This window comes from Janthinobacterium sp. LPB2021202312-11-4 (assembly GCF_037049705.1).
Lineage (GTDB): Bacteria > Pseudomonadota > Gammaproteobacteria > Pseudomonadales > Pseudomonadaceae > Aquipseudomonas.
Genome location: NZ_JBAGKV010000034.1, coordinates 25,559 through 44,932, shown reverse-complemented (window position 1 = coordinate 44,932; position 19,374 = coordinate 25,559). Strand labels below are relative to the sequence as shown.

Genomic DNA, 19,374 nt, shown 5'->3' with positions numbered 1-19,374 from the left:
AAGCTTCATGGAAGCACTGCACCAGAAAATTCGCGAACAAGGCATCGTGCTTTCCGATCAGGTCCTGAAGGTCGACGCCTTTTTGAACCACCAGATCGACCCGGCCCTGATGAAGCTGATCGGCGACGAATTCGCCACGCTGTTCAAGGATTCGGGCATCACCAAGATCGTCACCATCGAAGCCTCGGGCATCGCCCCGGCGATCATGACCGGTCTGAACCTCGGCGTGCCGGTGATCTTCGCCCGCAAGCACCAGTCCCTGACCCTGACCGAAAACCTGCTGTCGGCGACTGTTTACTCGTTCACCAAGCAGACCGAAAGCACCGTGGCGATCTCCCCGCGCCACCTGACCAGCAGCGACCGCGTGCTGATCATCGATGACTTCCTGGCCAACGGTAAGGCGTCCCAGGCGCTGATCTCGATCATCAAACAGGCCGGCGCGACCGTCGCCGGTTTGGGGATCGTGATCGAGAAGTCGTTCCAGGGCGGACGGGCGGAACTGGATGCACAGGGTTATCGCGTTGAATCGCTGGCTCGCGTTCAGTCGCTGGCTGGCGGCGTCGTGACCTTCATCGAATAACGCCACACCGCCAATCCCCTGTAGGAGCAAAGCTTGCTCGCGATGCAGGCGACGCGGTTCGTGATAGACCGCGTCATCGTTCTTCGCGGGCAAGCCTCGCTCCTACAGGGTTTATGTTGACCTCACATTTGACCTGTAGGAGCGAGGCTTGCCCGCGAAGGCGTCCTCACTGCTGCCCGGTGGCCTTGAGCCCGGCGAGCAACAGCCGCTGAAACAAATCCTCTTTCAGCCCGTCCGGCTTCTCCAGTTGCATCCGCTCCAGATGTTTCGGGTATTGCGATGCCTCAGGCGCATCCAGCGCAGCCTTGCCCAACTCCAGAATCTCCGTCAGCTTGAATTTGCTCTTCAACCAGTTCAGCGCGCGCAACACATCCCGCTCCACCTCGGTGAAATCACAGCCCAGCGGATACTCCGGAAACAGGTTCGGGTGCCGCGCCTGAATCGCCTGCAAACGCTGCGGGCTGTTATCGGCGAAACGCGGATCGAGACGGAAGTTCTTCGGCAACTTGCCCACCGCTTGCGCCTGTTCGATCAGCCCCGGCTGAAAGCGTGAGTCGCTAATGTTCAACAACGCCTCGATCACCGCCGCATCGTTCTGGCCCCGCAGGTCGGCGATACCGTATTCGGTGACCACGATGTCCCGCAGGTGTCGCGGGATGGTGCAGTGGCCGTACTCCCAGACGATGTTCGAGCTCACCTCCCCACCCGACTCACGCCAACTGCGCAGGATCAACACCGAACGCGCACCTTCAAGCGCATGCCCCTGGGCCACGAAGTTGTACTGCCCGCCCACACCACTGAGCACCCGCCCGTCTTCGAGCTGATCCGCCACACCGGCGCCCATCAACGTCATGGTGAACGCGGAGTTGATAAACCGGGCATCGATGCGCTGCAAGCGTTTGAGTTCTTCCTGACCGTAGAGCTCGTTGATGTAACTGATGCGGGTCATGTTGAATTCGAGGCGCTTGCTCTGGGGCAACTCGCGCAGCCGCTCATAGAAACTGCGTGGCCCGAGGAAGAACCCGCCATGCACCGAGATGCCGTCGGTTTGCGCCGCTTCGTCGAGGGTGCCGGCATTGGCCTGTTGCTGGGTGGGTACGTCCGGGTAGACCTTGCGCCGCACGATCCCGGCGTCCGCCAGCACCAGCAAACCGTTGACGAACATTTCGCTGCAACCGTAAAGGCCCTTGGCGAAGGGATCGACGCCGCCCTCACGGTCAATCAGTTGCGCCCACTGGCTGAGATTCAGGTCCGCCAGCAACGCGTTGTAACCCGCGTTATCGGCCTGGCGCGCCAGCAATGCCGCCGTCAATGCGTCGCCCATGGCGCCGATGCCGATCTGCAACGTGCCGCCATCGCGCACCAGCGTACTGGCGTGCAGGCCGATGAAGTGGTCCTGGAACCCCACCGGCATGTTCGGCGTGGAGAACAGCGTGGTGTTGTCCTTCTCGTCGATCAGCAGGTCGAAGGTGTCGATGCCGAGTTCCGCGTCCCCCGGCATGTAGGGCAAATCGTTGTGCACCTGGCCGACAATCAGCACCGTCTCCCCCGCTGCCCGGCGTTTGGCGATCATCGGGAACAGGTCGAGGGTGATGTCCGGGTTGCAGCTCAGGCTAAGGCGATCCGGGTGATCGGCATGGCTGGCCACCAATTGCGCCACCAGGTTCAGGCCGGCGGCGTTGATGTCCCGGGCGGCGTGGCTGTAGTTGCTGCTGACGTAATCCTGCTGGGCCTGGGCGCTGTGCAGCAGGCTGCCCGGTTGCATGAAGAATTGCTGGACGTGGATGTTGGGCGGCAGGTCGTCTTTGTGTAAATCGGCGAGAAAATCCAGTTCCGGGTAATCGCCGAACACCCGTTCAATGAACGGTTCGAGAAAGCGTTTCTGCAAGCCGTCCCCCAAGGCCGGACGGCCGAGGCACAGCGCGGTGTAGATGGTCAGCCGCCGCTCGGGTAACTGCGCGACCCGCCGGAACAGCGCGTTGACGAAATGGTTGGGCTTGCCCAAACCCAGGGGCAGGCCCATGTGAATATGCGCCGGCAACCTTGCCAGTACGTCATCGACCGCTTGTTCGATTGAACACAACTGCACCATCTGATCCTCCCGCACGTTCCGTGAATTGGGGTTGGACCGAGCTTGCCGGGTCTTTGCTGCATTGACCACCAAAAAGCTGACCGAGCAACACAAAACCCTCCGTAGGAGCTGCCGCAGGCTGCGATCTTTTGACGTGGATTGTTAAAACAAGATCAAAAGATCGCAGCCTGCGGCAGCTCCTACGGGGGAATCGCAGGCACAAAAAAGCCGCTCGCAAGCGGCTTTTTGCTGAAGACGGGGCTTATTTCAAGCCGGACATCTTCTCGATTGCACCCTTGAGCTCAGGATCGGAGCAGTCGGCGCAGGTGCCTTTTGGCGGCATGGAGTTGATGCCGGTGATCGCTTTGGCCAACAGACCGTCAAGCCCGCCTTGTTCCTTGGCACGTTTGCCCCAGTCCGCCGCGTCGCCGATTTTCGGCGAACCCAACAGGCCAGTACCGTGGCAAGCGTTGCAATGTTTTGCAATCACTTCGTCAGGGGTCTTGGCACCGCCACCGCCGCCTGCCGAAGCAGCGACTTCCATCCCTTTGCACTCTTGACCCGTTACACACACCTGGCCAACAGGCGCAAGACGTTTGGCGATGTCATCGGTAGTCGCAGCTTGTGCGCTCACAGCCCAAAGGGCCAATACGGTTGCTGGTGCAGCCAGCATTTTCATAATTAGGTTCACGCGTTCACCCTCAATGGTGGCTATTCACGCCCGCGGCCACGGTTCGCAGGCGGGCGCAAGTATAACGGCAAGCCCGCCACACTGAAACAACCCCAAAGTCGAAGGGGTCTTGTTGTGCGGCGTAAAACAGCTCGGGCGCCTTCGCAATGCTGGCAGGACGCCTCTTCTCTTAGAAATTCGCTGGTGTGGCTGCGCTGATTAGTCGCGCCGGCGCATCGAACGGATTCCGGAAACGGTGCGGCTTGGTACTTTCAAAGTAGTAGCTGTCGCCGGCTTCGAGCACAAAAGTTTCAGCCCCGACCACCAGTTCCAGCCGACCTTCCACCAAAATCCCGGTTTCCTCGCCCTCATGGGTGAGCATCTCGTCACCGGTGTCGGCGCCTGGCGGGTAGATTTCATTGAGGAAGGCGATGGCCCGGCTCGGGTGAGCCCGGCCCACCAGTTTCATGGTCACGGCGCCATCGGAAATATCGATCAGCTCGTTGGCCTTGTAGACGATCTGAGTCGGTTTTTCCTGCAGGATCTCTTCGGAAAAGAACTCGACCATGGACATGGGAATCCCGCCCAGAACCTTGCGCAGCGAACTGATCGAGGGGCTGACGCTGTTCTTCTCGATCATCGAAATCGTGCTGTTGGTGACACCCGCGCGCTTGGCGAGCTCACGCTGCGAAAGACCTTTGAGCTTACGGATGGATTGCAGTCGTTCACCGACGTCCAATGCTGGAGCCTCCAGGGATTCAGGGTTGTAGGAATATTGAGCGTTATCATGGCGACAGCGTTCAGTATTTACAACACTTGGGCCTGAATCCGGTTCAGCGAGACGACTTCCGGTTTACAGCACGTTGGCTCAAGCCCCGGAATAGAGCAGCGGCACCCGACGCAGGTTGCAGAAGATCTGATAAGGAATGGTGTCGGCAGCAGCGGCCACATCACTGGCGAGGATGTTTTTGCCCCACAACTCGACGGTCGAACCGAGGCCAGCCTGCGGCACATCGGTCAGGTCGATACAGAGCATGTCCATCGACACTCGACCGATCAACTGGCTGCGTTGCCCGGCGACCATCACAGGCGTACCGGTCGGGGCCTGGCGCGGATAGCCATCGGCATACCCCATGGCCACCACGCCGACGCGCATTGGCTTGGGCGTGATGAATTTGGCGCCGTAGCCGATCGGCTCGCCGGCGGGCAATTCGCGCACGCAAATCACTTTCGATTCGAGGGTCATCACCGGTTGCAGGCGCGAGGCCACTGCGTTGGCTTCTTCGAAGGGCGTGGCGCCGTAGAGCATGATGCCCGGACGCACCCAGTCACTTGGAATCTGCGGCCAACCGAGCACCGCCGGCGAGTTGCGCAAGCTGATTTCGGCGGCCAAACCCTGACGCGCCGCTTCGAACACCGCCACTTGCTCGGCGCTGCTTTGCTCGTGCAATTCGTCAGCCCGGGCGAAGTGGCTCATCAAGACGATTTTCGCCACTTTGCCGCTGGCCAGCAGCCGCTGATAGCCCGACTGATAATCCTTGGGATGCAGACCCACACGGTGCATGCCCGAATCGAGCTTGAGCCAGACCGTGATCGGCTTGCTCAATGCAGCCTTCTCGATCGCTTCGAGCTGCCACAGCGAATGCACCACACACCAGAAATCATGCTCGACGATCAGCGACAGCTCATCAGCTTCGAAAAAACCTTCCAGCAACAACACCGGCGCACGAATGCCCGCAGCGCGCAGCTCCAACGCCTCTTCAATGCACGCCACCGCGAAACCGTCCGCCTCGGCTTCCAGCGCCTGGGCGCAACGCACCGCACCATGGCCGTAGGCATCGGCCTTGATCACCGCGAGGGCCTTGGCCCCGGTGAGTTCACGGGCGATCTGGTAGTTGTGACGCAGGGCTTGGAGGTCGATCAGGGCACGGGCAGGACGCATGGCGGCAGACTTCTAGGCGGTCATGGGAATAAAAACCGGCGCTGGCTGACGGCGTGAACCGCCAACAGCGCCGGGAGAGGGATCGTTTTTAACAGGTCGTTGCGGCGCGTTACGGCAGCGCGGCTACAACCGACAGCTCAACCAGAATTTCCGGTTCACACAACTTCGACTCGACGGTGGCACGGGCCGGGGCGACGCCTTTTGGCAGCCACTTGTCCCACACCGAATTCATACCGGCGAAATGCGCGTCGATGTCTTTCAGGTAAATCGTCACCGACAGGATGTGGCTCTTGTCGGTGCCCGCCAGATCAAGCAAACGCTCGATGTTGGCCAGTGTTTCACGGGTCTGCTGTTCAATCCCGGCGCTCATGTCATCGCCGACCTGCCCCGCCAGGTACACCGTACCGTTGTGGGCGACGATCTGACTCATGCGCTCATTGGTGAGCTGGCGCTGGATTGCCATGTTTTGCGGACTCCTGGATTTTGCTGCCATAACGGGAAATATCGAGGCCTTCGGCGCTGATTTGCGGGGTTTTCTTCGCCATCAGGTCAGCCAGCAAGCGACCGGAACCACAGGCCATGGTCCAACCGAGCGTACCGTGGCCGGTGTTCAGGAACAGGTTGCTGAATGGCGTGGCGCCCACAATCGGCGTGCCGTCCGGGGTAGTCGGACGCAAACCGGTCCAGAAACTCGCCTGGGCCAGATCGCCGCCCTGAGGATAAAGGTCGTTGACGATCATCTCCAGGGTTTCGCGCCGACGCGGGTTCAGCGACAGGTCAAAACCGGCAATCTCCGCCATGCCGCCGACGCGGATGCGGTTGTCGAAACGGGTGATCGCGACCTTGTAGGTCTCGTCGAGAATGGTCGAGGTCGGGGCCATCGCCGGGTTGGTGATCGGCACGGTCAGGGAATAACCCTTGAGCGGATACACCGGCGCCTTGATGCCCAGCGGCTTGAGCAACTGCGGCGAGTAGCTGCCGAGTGCGAGGACATAGCGGTCAGCGGTTTCGAGCTTGCCGTCGATCCATACACCGTTGACGCGATCACCGGCGTAGTCGAGGCGCTGAATGTCCTGGTCGAAGCGGAATTCCACACCCAGCTTCACAGCCATTTCGGCCAGGCGGGTGGTGAAGATCTGGCAGTCGCCGGTCTGATCGTTCGGCAGGCGCAGGGCACCGGCGAGGATGTCGGTAACGCTGGCCAATGCCGGTTCAACCCGGGCAATGCCGGCGCGGTCGAGCAGTTCGAACGGCACGCCGGACTCTTTCAGCACGGCGATGTCTTTCGCGGCGCCATCGAGCTGAGCCTGGGTGCGGAACAATTGGGTGGTACCGAGGCTGCGGCCTTCGTAGGCAATGCCGGTTTCGGCGCGCAGCTCATCGAGGCAGTCACGGCTGTACTCGGACAAGCGGACCATGCGCTCCTTGTTCACCGCATAACGGCTGGCGGTGCAGTTGCGCAGCATCTGCGCCATCCACAGGTATTGGTCGATGTCGGCGGTGGCCTTGATCGCCAGCGGCGCGTGGCGCTGCAACAGCCATTTGATGGCCTTGAGCGGCACGCCCGGCGCGGCCCACGGCGAGGCGTAGCCCGGGGAGACCTGCCCGGCGTTGGCGAAACTGGTCTCCATGGCAGCGGCCGGCTGACGGTCCACGACCACCACTTCAAACCCGGCACGCGCCAGATAGTAAGCACTGGCGGTACCGATAACGCCGCTACCCAAGACCATGACGCGCATTTTTATGTCCCTCATCGCGGCGTACCGCTGACGTTTGATGTTCAGACCGAAGATGTGGGCAGTTTAAAAAAGATTAGCCAGTGCTTTTCACTATATAAGTGCCTATATTTGGCGACAATTCTCGGCAAAAACCCTTTTCACGGAGGCGCATCCCCTATGCGTACCAACACTCAGACCAAACGTGAGCTGGACAAGATCGACCGCAACATCCTGCGGATACTGCAAGCGGACGGACGTATCTCCTTCACCGAGCTCGGGGAAAAGGTCGGCCTGTCGACCACACCCTGCACCGAGCGGGTCCGGCGCCTGGAGCGTGAAGGGATCATCATGGGCTACAACGCCCGGCTTAACCCGCAGCACCTGAAGGGTAGTCTGCTGGTGTTCGTCGAGATCAGCCTCGACTACAAATCCGGCGATACTTTCGAAGAGTTCCGACGCGCGGTGCTGAAACTGCCCCACGTGCTGGAGTGCCATTTGGTGTCAGGGGATTTCGACTATCTGGTGAAGGCGCGGATTTCCGAGATGGCTTCGTATCGCAAATTGCTTGGCGACATCCTGCTGAAACTGCCCCATGTGCGCGAATCCAAGAGCTATATCGTGATGGAAGAGGTGAAAGAGAGTTTGTGTCTGCCGATTCCGGATTGAAGATCAAAAGATCGCAGCCTTCGGCAGCTCCTACAGGTGTTCGCGCGCTTCTGTAGGAGCTGCCGGAGGCTGCGATTTTTTAAACCAGCACCTGCCGGGTGCTGGCCATGTACTCATGAATCTGCTTCTCCACCCGCGGATGAATCAGCTCCACCGGCCCGCGCCCATTGGGGCATGGCAGGGTTTTGGTGGTACCAAACAACCGGCAGATCAGCGGCCGCTCGTCATACACCGTGCAGCCATTGGGCCCCAAGTGCACGCAGTTCAGCTCATCCATCGCCGCATCCTGCTCGGCCCGGGTCTTGCGCGGCAGGCGGGACATTTCTTCCGGCGAAGTGGTCACCGGGCCGCAGCAGTCATGGCAGCCGGGCACGCACTCGAACGAGGGGATTTGCTGGCGCAGGGTGCGAATTTTCTGACTGTTGCAGCTCATCGAAGCGGTGACCAAAAGCGGAATAGACCGGGATTCTGACGCAAAAGCCCCGATCCAGACAGCGGCAACCGACCAGTGTTGCCCGTGCCGGAAGGTCCGGCTTATGCTCCGTCAACTTTTTCAAACACACGAATCAGGAACCCACGCATGAATGCCCCTGCCCGGCACACCGACTCTTATTACGCCGCCAGCAGCCTGCCGCAGCCTGATCATCCGGTGCTCCAGGGCGAGTTCAGCGTGGACGTGTGCGTGGTCGGCGGCGGGTTTTCCGGGTTGAACACCGCGCTCGAACTGGCCGAACGCGGCCTCAGCGTGGTGCTGCTGGAAGCGCACAAAATCGGCTGGGGTGCCAGCGGTCGCAATGGCGGGCAATTGATTCGCGGCGTCGGCCATGGGCTCGATCAGTTCGCCAATGTCATCGGTACCGACGGCGTGCGTCAGATGAAACTCATGGGTCTGGAGGCGGTGGAAATCGTCCGACAGCGGGTCGAGCGTTTTCAGATCCCTTGCGACCTGACCTGGGGCTATTGCGACCTCGCCAACAAACCCCGGGACCTCGAAGGGTTTGCCGAAGACGCCGAAGAACTGCGCGGCCTCGGTTATCGCTATGAAACCCGGTTGCTGCAAGCCAACGAGATGCATTCGGTGGTCGGCTCCGACCGCTACGTTGGAGGCCTGATCGACATGGGTTCCGGGCATTTGCATCCGCTGAACCTGGCGCTGGGCGAAGCGGCCGCCGCGCAGCAATTGGGCGTGAAGCTGTTCGAACAGTCGGCGGTCACCCGTATCGATTACGGCGCCGAAGTTAAGGTTCACACCGCCCGGGGCTCGGTCCGCGCCAAGACCCTGGTGCTGGGTTGCAACGCCTACCTCAACGACCTCAACCCTGAACTCAGCGGCAAAGTGCTGCCCGCCGGCAGTTACATCATCGCCACCGAACCGTTGAGCGAAGCACAGGCTCACGCGTTGTTGCCGCAGAACATGGCGGTCTGTGATCAGCGGGTGGCGCTTGATTACTACCGGCTCTCGGCGGATCGGCGTTTGTTGTTCGGGGGCGCCTGCCATTACTCAGGGCGCGACCCGAAAAACATCGCCGCGTACATGCGGCCGAAGATGCTCGAGGTGTTCCCGCAACTGGCCGGGGTGAAGATCGACTATCAATGGGGCGGGATGATCGGCATCGGCGCCAACCGCCTGCCGCAGATCGGCCGGCTCAAGGATCAGCCGAACGTGTATTACGCCCAGGCCTATTCCGGGCATGGAGTGAATGCCACGCATTTGGCGGGCAAGTTGCTGGCCGAGGCCATCAGCGGGCAGCACAGCGGCGGGTTCGATCTATTTGCGCAGGTGCCGCACATCACCTTCCCCGGCGGCAAACATTTGCGCTCGCCATTGCTGGCGTTGGGGATGTTGTGGCATCGGCTTAAAGAACTGGTTTGACGCCACTCAACCCTATCCCCGTAGGAGCTGCCGCAGGCTGCGATCTTATGATCTTGCTCTTAAAAACAAGATCAAAAGATCGCAGCCTGCGGCAGCTCCTACGGGGGACCGTGGTTTATTTCACAGGTGCCAGAAAGGTTTAAGCCCCTCCTCCAATGCCTGCTCCTGACTTAACCCGACATCCCTGAGTTGCTCCGGCGTCAGGTTCAACAACGCCTTGCGCGTGTGCAGACGATGCCAGAACAGACCCCAGCGACCGAGGCAGGACGGCGCGTTGCGCGCGCGCGCCTCACGGGTGCCGTTGATTTGCCCTGCTGCCAGTTCCTGACTGTGTAACGTCAGCCGCACATCGCTCAAGCCGTTCATTTTGATCGCTCCTGTTTACTTGGGTAGCCAGAGGTTTCATCATGCGCGGACGCCGAAAAGCATTACAGATTCAAAACAAATCTATTATTTCCATACAGATTTGCGGCTCGACGCTCTGAATCCTGTATTTTTGCCCCATCTGTATTGGTTAACCGAATCACCTGTATCGAGGCAGCGCCATGACCCTTTACGTCAATCTCGCCGATTTGCTCGGCACGCGTATCGAACAAGGTTTCTATCGCCCTGGCGATCGGCTGCCCTCGGTGCGGGCGTTGAGTGTCGAGCATGGGGTCAGCCTGAGCACGGTGCAGCAGGCTTATCGCGTGCTGGAAGACAACGGGCTGGCGACGCCGAAACCCAAGTCCGGCTATTTCGTGCCGGTCAGCCGCGAGCTGCCGGAACTGCCCGCCATTGGCCGCCCGGCCCAGCGTCCGGTGGACATTTCCCAGTGGGATCAAGTGTTGGAATTGATCCGCGCGGTACCACGCAAAGACGTGGTGCAACTGGGGCGCGGCATGCCGGACATCACCACGCCGACCATGAAGCCATTGCTGCGCGGGCTGGCGCAGATCAGTCGGCGCCAAGACATGCCCGGTCTGTATTACGACAACATTCACGGCAACCTCGAACTGCGCGAACAAATCGCCCGGCTGATGCTCGACTCAGGCTGCCAGTTGAACGCCGCCGACCTGGTGGTCACCACCGGTTGTCACGAAGCGCTGTCCACCAGCATCCGCTCCATCTGCGAACCCGGCGACATCGTCGCAGTGGATTCGCCAAGCTTTCACGGCGCCATGCAAACCCTCAAGGGCCTGGGCATGAAAGCCCTGGAAATCCCCACCGACCCGATCACCGGCATCAGCCTCGATGCCCTGGAACTGGCCCTGGAACAGTGGCCGATCAAGGCCATACAGTTGACCCCCAACTGCAACAACCCGTTGGGCTACATCATGCCGGAGGCACGCAAAAGGGCATTGCTGAACCTGGCACAGCGCTTCGATGTGGCGATCATCGAGGACGATGTGTATGGCGAATTGGCCTACACCTACCCACGCCCGCGCACGATCAAATCCTTCGACGAAGACGGCCGCGTGCTGCTCTGCAGCTCCTTTTCCAAAACCCTGGCGCCAGGGCTGCGCATTGGCTGGGTGGCGCCGGGCCGCTATCTGGAACGGGTGCTGCACATGAAATACATCAGCACCGGCTCCACGGCCCCGCAAGCACAGATCGCCATCGCCGACTTCCTCAAGGGCGGGCACTTCGAACCGCACCTGCGGCGGATGCGCACCCAGTACCAGCGCAATCGCGATGCGATGATCGATTGGGTCACGCGCTACTTCCCCGCCGGCACCCGGGCCAGTCGCCCCCAGGGCAGTTTTATGTTGTGGGTCGAATTGCCGGACGGCTTCGACACCCTGAAACTGAATCGTGCGCTGCACGACCAGGGCGTACAGATTGCCGTTGGCAGCATCTTTTCGGCCTCGGGCAAATACCGCAATTGCCTGCGGATGAACTACGCTGCCAAGCCAACACCGCAGATCGAAGACGCTGTGCGCAAGGTGGGCACAGCGGCCATAAAGCTGCTGGCGGAAATTGATTGCATCACCGACTGACCTTTCTGGGCAAACCTGCGTCCATATGCCGACAACTGCCGCCAATCGGATCGATCCCACGTGAGAGTCAGTCAGCCCCTGCTCGCGCTTCTGCTGCTCGCCTCGCTGGGTGGTTGCGTCAGCCTCGACGTGCCACGCTCGCCGAGCCAGGCCCTGCCAGCGGCGGACTCCAGCTTCGGCCGCTCGATCCAGGCCCAGGCCGCCCCCCATCAAGGGCAATCGGGCTTTCGCCTGCTGTCCAACAGCACCGAAGCCTTCATGGCCCGCGCCGAGCTGATCCGCAACGCCCAGACCAGCCTCGACTTGCAGTACTACATCGTCCACGACGGCATCAGCACGCGCATGCTGGTGGAGGAATTGCTCAAAGCCGCCGATCGCGGGGTGCGGGTGCGAATTCTGCTCGATGACACCACCAGCGATGGCCTGGACCAGATCATCGCGACCCTGGCGGCGCATCCGCAGATTCAGATTCGCCTGTTCAACCCGTTGCACCTGGGCCGCAGCACGGGCGTGACGCGGACCATGGGCCGCTTGTTCAACCTGTCGCTGCAACACCGGCGCATGCACAACAAGCTCTGGCTGGCGGACAACAGCGCGGCCATCGTCGGCGGGCGCAACCTGGGCGACGAGTATTTCGATGCCGAGCCCAACCTGAATTTCACCGACATCGACATGCTCAGCGTCGGGCCGGTGGCCGAGCAGCTCGGGCACAGTTTCGACCAGTACTGGAACAGCGCCCTGAGCAAGCCGATCGACGAATTCCTCTCCAGCAAACCAACCGCCAAGGACCTGCAAAACACCCGCACGCGCCTGGAAGAGTCACTGGAAGAAACCCGCAAACAGAACCACGCGCTGTATCAACAATTGATGACCTACAACAAGCATCCACGCCTGGACATCTGGCGCCGGGAGCTGATCTGGGCCTGGAATCAGGCCTTGTGGGACGCGCCGAGCAAGGTGCTGTCCAAGGGCGAGCCCGACCCGCAATTGCTGCTGACCACACAACTGGCGCCGGAACTGAACGGGGTCAGCAAAGAGCTGATCATGATTTCAGCGTATTTCGTCCCGGGACAACCGGGGCTGGTGTACCTGACCGGGCGCGCCGACGCCGGGGTCTCGGTGAGTTTGCTGACCAACTCGCTGGAAGCCACCGACGTACCGGCGGTGCACGGCGGTTATGCGCCGTATCGCAAGGCCTTGCTGGAACATGGCGTGAAGTTGTTCGAATTGCGTCGCCAACCCGGCGCGGGCAGCGGCAGTGGTAGCGGTCCGCACCTGTTCCGGCGCTCGGCCTACCAAGGCTCGGATTCGAGTTTGCACAGCAAGGCGATGATCTTTGACCAGCAGAAATCCTTCATCGGCTCATTCAATTTCGACCCGCGTTCCGTGTTGTGGAACACCGAAGTCGGCGTGCTGGTGGACAGCCCGGAGCTGGCCGCGCACGTGCGTGAACTGGCCCTGCAAGGCATGGCGCCGCCCCTGAGTTACGAGGCGAAACTGGAAAACGGGCAGGTGGTCTGGGTGACCGAGGACAACGGCCAACTGCACACATTGCCCAAGGAACCGGGGAGCTGGTGGCGACGGTTCAATGCGTGGATGAGCACCACCGTGGGCCTTGAGCGGATGTTGTAGCTTTAAACCGCCAAGATCGCAGCCTTCGGCAGCTCCTACATTGGGATGGTGTACATCTGTAGGAGCTGCCGACGGCTGCGATCTTTTGATCTATGCCGGCTCAGCCACCGCGCCAAACGCCCCTTGGCGCATCAACAAAACCACCAAACCCAACGCCCCAACCGCCATCAACAGCGGCAATGCGTGCCCGCTGATCCACTGGCTGCCCGCCCCGGCCGCCAAGGGCCCGACCAGGCAACCAATCCCCCACAACTGCGCGATGTGAGCATTGGCCCGCACCAACGCATCGTCGCGATAGCGCTCACCGATCAGGATCAGCGACAAGGTAAATAACCCGCCGGCACTGGCGCCGAACAGCACCCACAGCGGCCAGATCAGCAATGTATCGATCAACAGCGGAATCGCCAGGCTCGACAGCAGCAGGATCACCGCGCAGCCAGTGAACAACGTGCGCCGGGACAGTCGATCCGCCAGCGCACCGATGGGCAATTGCAGCAAGGCATCGCCGACCACCACGGTACTGACCATTGCCAGTGCGATTTCTGCGCTGAAGCCCTGGCGCAGGCAATACACCGGCAACAAGGTCAGGATCATCGCCTCAAACGCGGCGAACAGCGACACCGCCCAGGCAATCGCCGGCAGGCCTCGGCAGAAGGTCCATAAATCGCTGAAAGTGACACTGCTGGCTTCGCTGCTCGGCGCGCCGCTGCGGCCCAGCAACAGCAACGGCGCCGTCATCAGCAGACCGACGCCGACCCAGAAACCGTAATCGTGTTCAGTGCCCAAGGCCCCCAGCAGCAACGGTCCGCCGAGCTGACTCAACGCATAACTGCTGCCGTACAGCGCCACCAACCGCCCGCGCCATTCTTCGACCACCAATTGGTTGATCCAGCTTTCGCCGAGGATGAAGACCAGGGTCAGGATCACCCCGATCATCAGCCGCAACACCAGCCAGATCGGATAGCTCGGCAACAGCGCCAGCAACCCGATCGACAACGCCCCGGCCCACAAGCACAGGCGCATCAGGTTGGCCGTGCCAAATTGCGCGGCCAAATGGCTGGACATCTTCGCCCCCAGCAGCACGCCGATGGCCGGCATCGCCGCCATCACGCCGATGGCAAACGAGCCGTAGCCCCAGCTCTCCAGGCGAAAAGACACCAGCGGCATGCTGACGCCCAAGGCCAGGCCAACACTCAAGACAGATGCCAACACGGCGAAATAGGTCGCCCAACGCATGTTCCACGCTCCTGTGGATTTTTATGTACGACACAAAACACTGTGGGAGCGAGCTTGCTCGCGATAGCGGTAGAACATTCAACACTGATGTCGACTGTCACACCGCTATCGCGAACAAGCTCGCTCCCACAGGGGATCTGCGTCGTTCGGGAGCTGTTCTTACAACAGCCCCCTTAACGACTTACAACTTGATCCAGGTCGCCTTCAGTTCGGTGTATTTGTCGAACGCATGCAGCGACTTGTCGCGACCATTACCCGACTGTTTGAAACCACCGAACGGTGCGGTCATGTCGCCGCCGTCGTACTGGTTGACCCACACGCTGCCGGCACGCAGGGCCTTGGCGGTCAGGTGGGCCTTGGAGATGTCCTTGGTCCATACCGCAGCGGCCAGGCCATACGGCGTGTCGTTGGCAATCGCGATGGCTTCTTCGGCAGTGTCGAAAGCAATGACCGACAACACCGGGCCAAAGATTTCTTCCTGGGCGATTTTCATCGCGTTGCTCACGCCGTCGAAAATCGTCGGCTCAACGTAGGTGCCACCGGTTTCCTGAAGAATGCGCTTGCCGCCCGCCACCAGTTTGGCGCCGTCGGTGTGGCCGGATTCGATGTAGGACAGCACGGTGTTCATCTGCTGAGTGTCCACCAGGGCGCCGACGTTGGTCGCGGGGTCCAGCGGGTTGCCCGGCTTCCAGGTTTTCAGCGCTTCGATCACCAGCGGCAGGAAGGTGTCCTTGATCGAACGCTCGACCAGCAGACGCGAACCAGCGGTACAGACTTCGCCCTGGTTGAAGGCGATGGCGCCGGCCGCCGCTTCGGCAGCGGCTTGCAGGTCCGGGGCATCGGCGAACACGATGTTCGGGCTCTTGCCGCCGGCTTCGAGCCAGACGCGCTTCATGTTCGATTCGCCAGAATAGATCAGCAATTGCTTGGCGATCTTGGTCGAACCGGTGAACACCAGTGTGTCCACATCGTTGTGCAGGGCCAGGGCCTTGCCGACGGTGTGGCCGTAGCCTGGCAGGACGTTCAGCACGCCTTTCGGGATACCGGCTTCAACGGCCAGCGCCGCGATGCGGATGGCGGTCAGCGGGGATTTTTCCGACGGTTTGAGGACCACCGAGTTACCAGTGGACAGCGCCGGACCGAGTTTCCAGCAGGCCATCATCAACGGGAAGTTCCACGGCACGATCGCGCCAACGACGCCGACCGGCTCGCGAGTGACCAAGCCCAGTTGATCTTGCGGGGTGGCAGCGACTTCGTCGTAGATCTTGTCGATGGCTTCGCCGCTCCAGCTCAGAGCTTGCGCCGCGCCGGGAACGTCGATGTACAGGGAATCGCTGATCGGCTTGCCCATGTCCAGGGTTTCAAGCAGCGCCAGCTCTTCGGCGTGCTGTTTCAGCAGGCCGGCGAAACGAATCATGGTGGCTTTGCGTTTGGTCGGCGCCAGGCGCGACCACACGCCGGAATTGAAGGTGGCGCGCGCATTTTCTACGGCGCGCTGGGCGTCGGCGGCGTCACAGCTGGCAATCTTGCCCAGCAGACGGCCATCGACCGGGCTGATGCACTCGAAGGTCTCGCTGGAGACGGCATCGGTGTATTCGCCATTGATGTAGGCGCGGCCTTCGATCTTCAGATCGCGAGCACGTTGTTCCCAGTCGGCACGAGTCAGGGTGGTCATACGAGTGTCCTCCTCTTGTTGAATACGAGTGCCCCACGTTTTTCGCGGGCGCTGTCAGGAATTCTGCCCGGCCAGCCTGCTATCGGCCCAAGGCACCTGCCACCCTAAACCAGTGGCCGGGGTTGTTTCAATATATTTGACACAAGGTCGATAAACAGCCTTGCGGTGTTCATTTTAATAAACATAGACTTTGGCTCTTTTCAGCCATCGCGCCGCAATCAGGGGGAATTACAACAATGAATATCCAGGATGTCGTCGATTTCAGCCAAGCCACCACCCAGCCCGAACGCTATCGTCCAGACCCGGCGAAGGTGCTCAAGGGCGACCCTGAGCAAGCGGTGTACAACCACTACAACAGCCCGTGCGGGCAGATGAGCGCTGGCGTATGGGAAGGCGAAATCGGGCAGTGGCTGGTGAATTACACCGAGCATGAATATTGCGAAATCGTTCAGGGCGTGTCGGTGCTGCGCGATAACGACGGCAACAGCAAGACGTTGCGGGTGGGGGATCGCTTTGTGATTCCGGCAGGGTTCCGTGGGACTTGGGAAGTGCTGGAAGCGTGCCGCAAGATCTATGTGGTGTTTGAACAGAAGGCTTGAGGTCTTGTGTTAACTGGACCGGCCTCTTCGCGGGCAAGCCTCGCTCCTACAATCGGTGTGATCTGTAGGAGCGAGGCTTGCCCGCGAAGGCGTCCTGACAGGCAACGCCCAATCCGCACGCAATAAAAAAGGCCCGTATCTCGCGATACGGGCCTTTTTCATAAGTCGGAAAAATCAATTACTTGATTTTGCCTTCTTTGTAGATCACGTGCTTACGAACAACCGGATCAAATTTCTTGATCTCGATTTTGTCCGGAGTAGTGCGCTTGTTCTTGTCGGTAGTGTAGAAGTGACCAGTACCGGCGCTCGAAATCAAACGAATCAATTCACGCATGATTAGCTCCCTTAGATCTTGCCAGCTTTGCGGATTTCGGCCAGCACGACAGTGATGCCACGCTTGTCGATGATACGCATGCCTTTGGCAGATACGCGCAGACGCACGAAACGTTTCTCTTCTTCAACCCAGAAGCGGTGATGCTGCAGGTTCGGCAGGAAACGACGACGGGTTTTGTTGTTTGCGTGGGAAATGTTATTCCCAGTCACCGGACCCTTACCGGTAACTTGACATACTCTCGACATGCCTCAGCCCTCTAAAACCACATGCCCAACCCGGCATGGGTTGGCCGCTTAATCTCTCAGTCATTTGGCGCCAGGCGCCGCGTTTCTTTAGAGGTCTTACCGGCTACACCTACAGTGAAGGAACCGGGCCCCTAGAAAAGAGCGCTGCTTTATACCAGAAAGACCACAGAGCAACAACATTCAGTGTGCGATGAATTCACAAAAAGCCCATTTTCCGGGCTACGAGCGCCTTGGACAAAGGCTATCGTCGATGACGACCGCTCGTCGCAGAGCATCGGCCAACGGGCCAGTCCTGGAGTTTTTCAACCGCCGCACCACCAAAACTGGCGCCTATAGTCCCCCCAAAATGAAAAAGGGGATAGTCATTTGCAAAAGAGCCCACTAGGGTAAGCCTTTTCCAGACTGCACTTGCAGATGGGCCTTCGATCTGTAAAGGAATCCGACCATGCGCCTCGCTGCCCTACCGCTGCTGCTTGCCCCACTGCTGCTGAGCCCATTGGCCCATGCCGCCGCCCTGACCGTCTGCACCGAGGCCAGCCCCGAAGGGTTCGACGTGGTGCAGTACAACTCGCTGACCACCACCAACGCCTCGGCCGATGTGCTGATGAACACCTTGGTGAATTTCGATACCGCCAGCGGCAAAGTGGTCGCCAGCCTCGCGGACAGCTGGGAAGTCACGCCCGACGGCCTGAGCTACGTGTTCAAGCTGCACCCGCAAGTGAAATTCCACAAAACCGACTACTTCAACCCGACCCGCGACCTGAGCGCCGAGGACGTGAAGTTCAGCTTCGACCGCATGCTCGACCCGGCCAACCCGTGGCACAAAATCGCCCAAAGCGGCTTCCCCCACGCCCAGTCGATGCAACTGCCGGCGCTGATCAAAAAGATCGACGCCCTCGACCCGCTGACCGTGCGATTCACCCTCGATCACCCGGACTCGACCTTCCTCGCGACCCTGAGCATGGGTTTCGCCTCGATCTACTCGGCCGAATACGCCGACACCCTGATGAAGGCCGGCACGCCCGAGAAGCTCAACAGCCAGCCGATCGGCAGCGGCCCGTTTGTGTTCACACGCTTCCAGAAAGACGCCTCGATCCGCTACAAGGCCAACCCGGACTATTTCGGCGGCAAGCCATCGGTGGACCCGCTGATCTTCGCCATTACCCCGGACGCCAACGTGCGCTTGCAGAAACTGCGCCGCAACGAGTGCCAGATCGCCCTGTCACCCAAGCCGCTGGATGTGGTGGCCGCCAAGCAAGAGCCGACGCTGAAAGTGGAAAAAACTGACGCCTTCATGACCGCATTCGTCGGCATCAACAGTCAGCATCCACCACTGGATAAACCCGAAGTGCGCCAGGCGATCAACCTCGCGTTCGACAAGGCCAATTACATCAAAGCCGTGTTCGAAGACACCGCCGAAGCGGCGAACGGCCCTTATCCGCCGAACACCTGGAGCTACGCCAAAGGCTTGCCGGGCTATCCCCATGACGTCGAAAAAGCCAAGGCATTGATGGCCAAGGCCGGGCTGAAAGACGGATTCCAGACCACCATCTGGACGCGTCCTTCCGGCAGCTTGCTGAATCCGAACCCAAGCCTCGGCGCGCAATTGCTGCAATCCGATCTGGCGGAAATCGGCATCCAGGCCGAAATCCGGGTGATCGAATGGGGCGAGTTGATCCGCCGCGCCAAGGCTGGCGAGCATGACTTGTTGTTCATGGGCTGGGCCGGCGACAACGGCGACCCGGACAACTTCCTCACGCCGCAGTTTTCCTGCGCGGCGGTCAAATCCGGCACCAACTTCGCCCGTTACTGCAACCAGGACCTGGACAAGCTGATCAGCGCCGGCAAGACCACCAGCGAGCAAGGCGTGCGCACCAAGCTTTATGAACAGGCTCAGGCGCAGATCCAGCAACAGGCGTTGTGGTTGCCGCTGGCGCATCCGACTGCGTTCGCGCTGACGCGCAAAGATGTACAGGGTTACCAAGTCAGCCCGTTTGGTCGCCAGGACTACTCCAAAGTCAGCCTCAAGTAACTTCCCTGTAGGAGCTGCCGAGTGAAACGAGGCTGCGATCTTTTGATCTTAAAAAACAAAATCAAAAGATCGCAGCCTCGTTTCACTCGGCAGCTCCTACAGGGGGGGGAATGCCAAATATG

The 19,374-nt window shown here is 60.4% G+C and carries 19 protein-coding genes; 7 read left to right on the top strand and 12 right to left on the bottom strand.

Annotated features, from left to right (window positions below):
- Nucleotides 1–7: 7 nt before the first annotated feature.
- Nucleotides 8–580 (top strand): xanthine phosphoribosyltransferase, encoded by a 573-nt coding sequence (locus tag V5E99_RS26565; RefSeq protein WP_130211024.1) that lies wholly within the window; start codon nucleotides 8–10, stop codon nucleotides 578–580.
- A 166-nt stretch (nucleotides 581–746) separates the two neighbouring features.
- Here V5E99_RS26565 and V5E99_RS26560 read toward each other — a convergent pair whose 3' ends face one another.
- From V5E99_RS26560 to dadA, 6 genes are all read right to left on the bottom strand, one after another.
- Nucleotides 747–2,672 carry an acetyl-CoA hydrolase/transferase C-terminal domain-containing protein gene (locus V5E99_RS26560; protein WP_499805275.1) on the bottom strand — a complete coding sequence of 642 codons (1,926 nt, stop codon included), beginning with the start codon at nucleotides 2,670–2,672 and terminating at the stop codon, nucleotides 747–749.
- Between the two features lie 241 nt (nucleotides 2,673–2,913).
- On the bottom strand, nucleotides 2,914–3,195 hold the full coding sequence (locus tag V5E99_RS26555) for a c-type cytochrome (RefSeq protein WP_499805274.1): 282 nt from the start codon (nucleotides 3,193–3,195) through the stop codon (nucleotides 2,914–2,916).
- A gap of 316 nt (nucleotides 3,196–3,511) precedes the next feature.
- Nucleotides 3,512–4,060, bottom strand: a complete 549-nt coding sequence (locus V5E99_RS26550; RefSeq protein ID WP_047226150.1) for a cupin domain-containing protein — start codon at nucleotides 4,058–4,060, stop codon at nucleotides 3,512–3,514.
- 129 nt (nucleotides 4,061–4,189) lie between these two features.
- On the bottom strand, nucleotides 4,190–5,263 hold the full coding sequence (alr, locus tag V5E99_RS26545; protein WP_499805273.1) for an alanine racemase: 1,074 nt from the start codon (nucleotides 5,261–5,263) through the stop codon (nucleotides 4,190–4,192).
- 109 nt (nucleotides 5,264–5,372) lie between these two features.
- Nucleotides 5,373–5,726 (bottom strand): RidA family protein, encoded by a 354-nt coding sequence (locus V5E99_RS26540; RefSeq protein ID WP_475265126.1) that lies wholly within the window; start codon nucleotides 5,724–5,726, stop codon nucleotides 5,373–5,375.
- A complete protein-coding gene (gene dadA / locus V5E99_RS26535; protein ID WP_499805272.1) occupies nucleotides 5,698–7,002 on the bottom strand; it encodes a D-amino acid dehydrogenase in 1,305 nt (434 codons plus the stop codon). Before dadA ends, V5E99_RS26540 begins: the two co-directional genes overlap by 29 nt.
- Nucleotides 7,003–7,158: 156 nt before the next feature.
- Between dadA and V5E99_RS26530 the strand changes: the two genes are divergently transcribed.
- Nucleotides 7,159–7,647, top strand: a complete 489-nt coding sequence (locus tag V5E99_RS26530) for an Lrp/AsnC ligand binding domain-containing protein (protein ID WP_010465173.1) — start codon at nucleotides 7,159–7,161, stop codon at nucleotides 7,645–7,647.
- A 79-nt stretch (nucleotides 7,648–7,726) separates the two neighbouring features.
- On the opposite strand, the gene V5E99_RS26525 is transcribed toward V5E99_RS26530, so the two are convergent.
- Complete coding sequence (locus tag V5E99_RS26525) at nucleotides 7,727–8,080, bottom strand: YkgJ family cysteine cluster protein (RefSeq protein ID WP_007947437.1); 354 nt, start codon at nucleotides 8,078–8,080, stop codon at nucleotides 7,727–7,729.
- Nucleotides 8,081–8,227: 147 nt separating this feature from the next.
- Between V5E99_RS26525 and V5E99_RS26520 the strand changes: the two genes are divergently transcribed.
- Nucleotides 8,228–9,520 carry an NAD(P)/FAD-dependent oxidoreductase gene (locus V5E99_RS26520; RefSeq protein ID WP_499805270.1) on the top strand — a complete coding sequence of 431 codons (1,293 nt, stop codon included), beginning with the start codon at nucleotides 8,228–8,230 and terminating at the stop codon, nucleotides 9,518–9,520.
- A gap of 120 nt (nucleotides 9,521–9,640) precedes the next feature.
- On the opposite strand, the gene V5E99_RS26515 is transcribed toward V5E99_RS26520, so the two are convergent.
- Nucleotides 9,641–9,886 (bottom strand): DUF1127 domain-containing protein, encoded by a 246-nt coding sequence (locus V5E99_RS26515; protein WP_499805268.1) that lies wholly within the window; start codon nucleotides 9,884–9,886, stop codon nucleotides 9,641–9,643.
- A gap of 179 nt (nucleotides 9,887–10,065) precedes the next feature.
- Between V5E99_RS26515 and V5E99_RS26510 the strand changes: the two genes are divergently transcribed.
- Together V5E99_RS26510 and V5E99_RS26505 are read left to right on the top strand one after the other, a co-directional pair.
- Nucleotides 10,066–11,499, top strand: coding sequence for an aminotransferase-like domain-containing protein (locus tag V5E99_RS26510; RefSeq protein WP_499805266.1), 1,434 nt, complete (start codon nucleotides 10,066–10,068; stop codon nucleotides 11,497–11,499).
- 60 nt (nucleotides 11,500–11,559) lie between these two features.
- Entirely contained in the window at nucleotides 11,560–13,131 is a 1,572-nt protein-coding gene (locus V5E99_RS26505; protein ID WP_499805265.1) for a phospholipase D family protein, read from the top strand.
- Between the two features lie 90 nt (nucleotides 13,132–13,221).
- On the opposite strand, the gene V5E99_RS26500 is transcribed toward V5E99_RS26505, so the two are convergent.
- The gene (locus V5E99_RS26500; protein ID WP_499805263.1) at nucleotides 13,222–14,367 is read right to left on the bottom strand and encodes an MFS transporter; all 1,146 of its coding nucleotides are present in this window, start codon (nucleotides 14,365–14,367) and stop codon (nucleotides 13,222–13,224) included.
- Between the two features lie 181 nt (nucleotides 14,368–14,548).
- The gene (locus tag V5E99_RS26495) at nucleotides 14,549–16,042 is read right to left on the bottom strand and encodes an aldehyde dehydrogenase (protein WP_499805261.1); all 1,494 of its coding nucleotides are present in this window, start codon (nucleotides 16,040–16,042) and stop codon (nucleotides 14,549–14,551) included.
- Nucleotides 16,043–16,278: 236 nt separating this feature from the next.
- Here V5E99_RS26495 and V5E99_RS26490 point away from each other — a divergent pair, with 236 nt between their 5' ends.
- Nucleotides 16,279–16,641 (top strand): cupin domain-containing protein, encoded by a 363-nt coding sequence (locus V5E99_RS26490; RefSeq protein ID WP_499805260.1) that lies wholly within the window; start codon nucleotides 16,279–16,281, stop codon nucleotides 16,639–16,641.
- Nucleotides 16,642–16,819: 178 nt separating this feature from the next.
- Here the strand turns inward: V5E99_RS26490 and rpmG are convergent, their stop codons facing one another.
- Both rpmG and rpmB read right to left on the bottom strand, forming a co-directional pair.
- Complete coding sequence (rpmG, locus tag V5E99_RS26485; protein WP_007894709.1) at nucleotides 16,820–16,975, bottom strand: 50S ribosomal protein L33; 156 nt, start codon at nucleotides 16,973–16,975, stop codon at nucleotides 16,820–16,822.
- 11 nt (nucleotides 16,976–16,986) lie between these two features.
- A complete protein-coding gene (rpmB, locus tag V5E99_RS26480) occupies nucleotides 16,987–17,220 on the bottom strand; it encodes a 50S ribosomal protein L28 (RefSeq protein WP_007894701.1) in 234 nt (77 codons plus the stop codon).
- 445 nt (nucleotides 17,221–17,665) lie between these two features.
- Between rpmB and V5E99_RS26475 the strand changes: the two genes are divergently transcribed.
- The gene (locus V5E99_RS26475; protein ID WP_499805259.1) at nucleotides 17,666–19,252 is read left to right on the top strand and encodes an ABC transporter substrate-binding protein; all 1,587 of its coding nucleotides are present in this window, start codon (nucleotides 17,666–17,668) and stop codon (nucleotides 19,250–19,252) included.
- The last annotated feature ends 122 nt before the right edge of the window (nucleotides 19,253–19,374 follow it).

Coding starts and splice junctions, on each gene's coding strand:
- V5E99_RS26515 (WP_499805268.1), bottom strand. CDS start 9,886: ATGAACGGCTTGAGCGATGTGCGGCTGACGTTACACAGTCAGGAACTG.
- V5E99_RS26540 (WP_475265126.1), bottom strand. CDS start 5,726: ATGGCAATCCAGCGCCAGCTCACCAATGAGCGCATGAGTCAGATCGTC.
- V5E99_RS26490 (WP_499805260.1), top strand. CDS start 16,279: ATGAATATCCAGGATGTCGTCGATTTCAGCCAAGCCACCACCCAGCCC.
- rpmG (WP_007894709.1), bottom strand. CDS start 16,975: ATGCGTGAATTGATTCGTTTGATTTCGAGCGCCGGTACTGGTCACTTC.
- V5E99_RS26475 (WP_499805259.1), top strand. CDS start 17,666: ATGCGCCTCGCTGCCCTACCGCTGCTGCTTGCCCCACTGCTGCTGAGC.
- V5E99_RS26525 (WP_007947437.1), bottom strand. CDS start 8,080: ATGAGCTGCAACAGTCAGAAAATTCGCACCCTGCGCCAGCAAATCCCC.
- V5E99_RS26500 (WP_499805263.1), bottom strand. CDS start 14,367: ATGCGTTGGGCGACCTATTTCGCCGTGTTGGCATCTGTCTTGAGTGTT.
- V5E99_RS26530 (WP_010465173.1), top strand. CDS start 7,159: ATGCGTACCAACACTCAGACCAAACGTGAGCTGGACAAGATCGACCGC.
- alr (WP_499805273.1), bottom strand. CDS start 5,263: ATGCGTCCTGCCCGTGCCCTGATCGACCTCCAAGCCCTGCGTCACAAC.
- V5E99_RS26565 (WP_130211024.1), top strand. CDS start 8: ATGGAAGCACTGCACCAGAAAATTCGCGAACAAGGCATCGTGCTTTCC.
- dadA (WP_499805272.1), bottom strand. CDS start 7,002: ATGCGCGTCATGGTCTTGGGTAGCGGCGTTATCGGTACCGCCAGTGCT.
- V5E99_RS26520 (WP_499805270.1), top strand. CDS start 8,228: ATGAATGCCCCTGCCCGGCACACCGACTCTTATTACGCCGCCAGCAGC.
- V5E99_RS26555 (WP_499805274.1), bottom strand. CDS start 3,195: ATGGAAGTCGCTGCTTCGGCAGGCGGCGGTGGCGGTGCCAAGACCCCT.
- V5E99_RS26560 (WP_499805275.1), bottom strand. CDS start 2,672: ATGGTGCAGTTGTGTTCAATCGAACAAGCGGTCGATGACGTACTGGCA.
- rpmB (WP_007894701.1), bottom strand. CDS start 17,220: ATGTCGAGAGTATGTCAAGTTACCGGTAAGGGTCCGGTGACTGGGAAT.
- V5E99_RS26510 (WP_499805266.1), top strand. CDS start 10,066: ATGACCCTTTACGTCAATCTCGCCGATTTGCTCGGCACGCGTATCGAA.
- V5E99_RS26495 (WP_499805261.1), bottom strand. CDS start 16,042: ATGACCACCCTGACTCGTGCCGACTGGGAACAACGTGCTCGCGATCTG.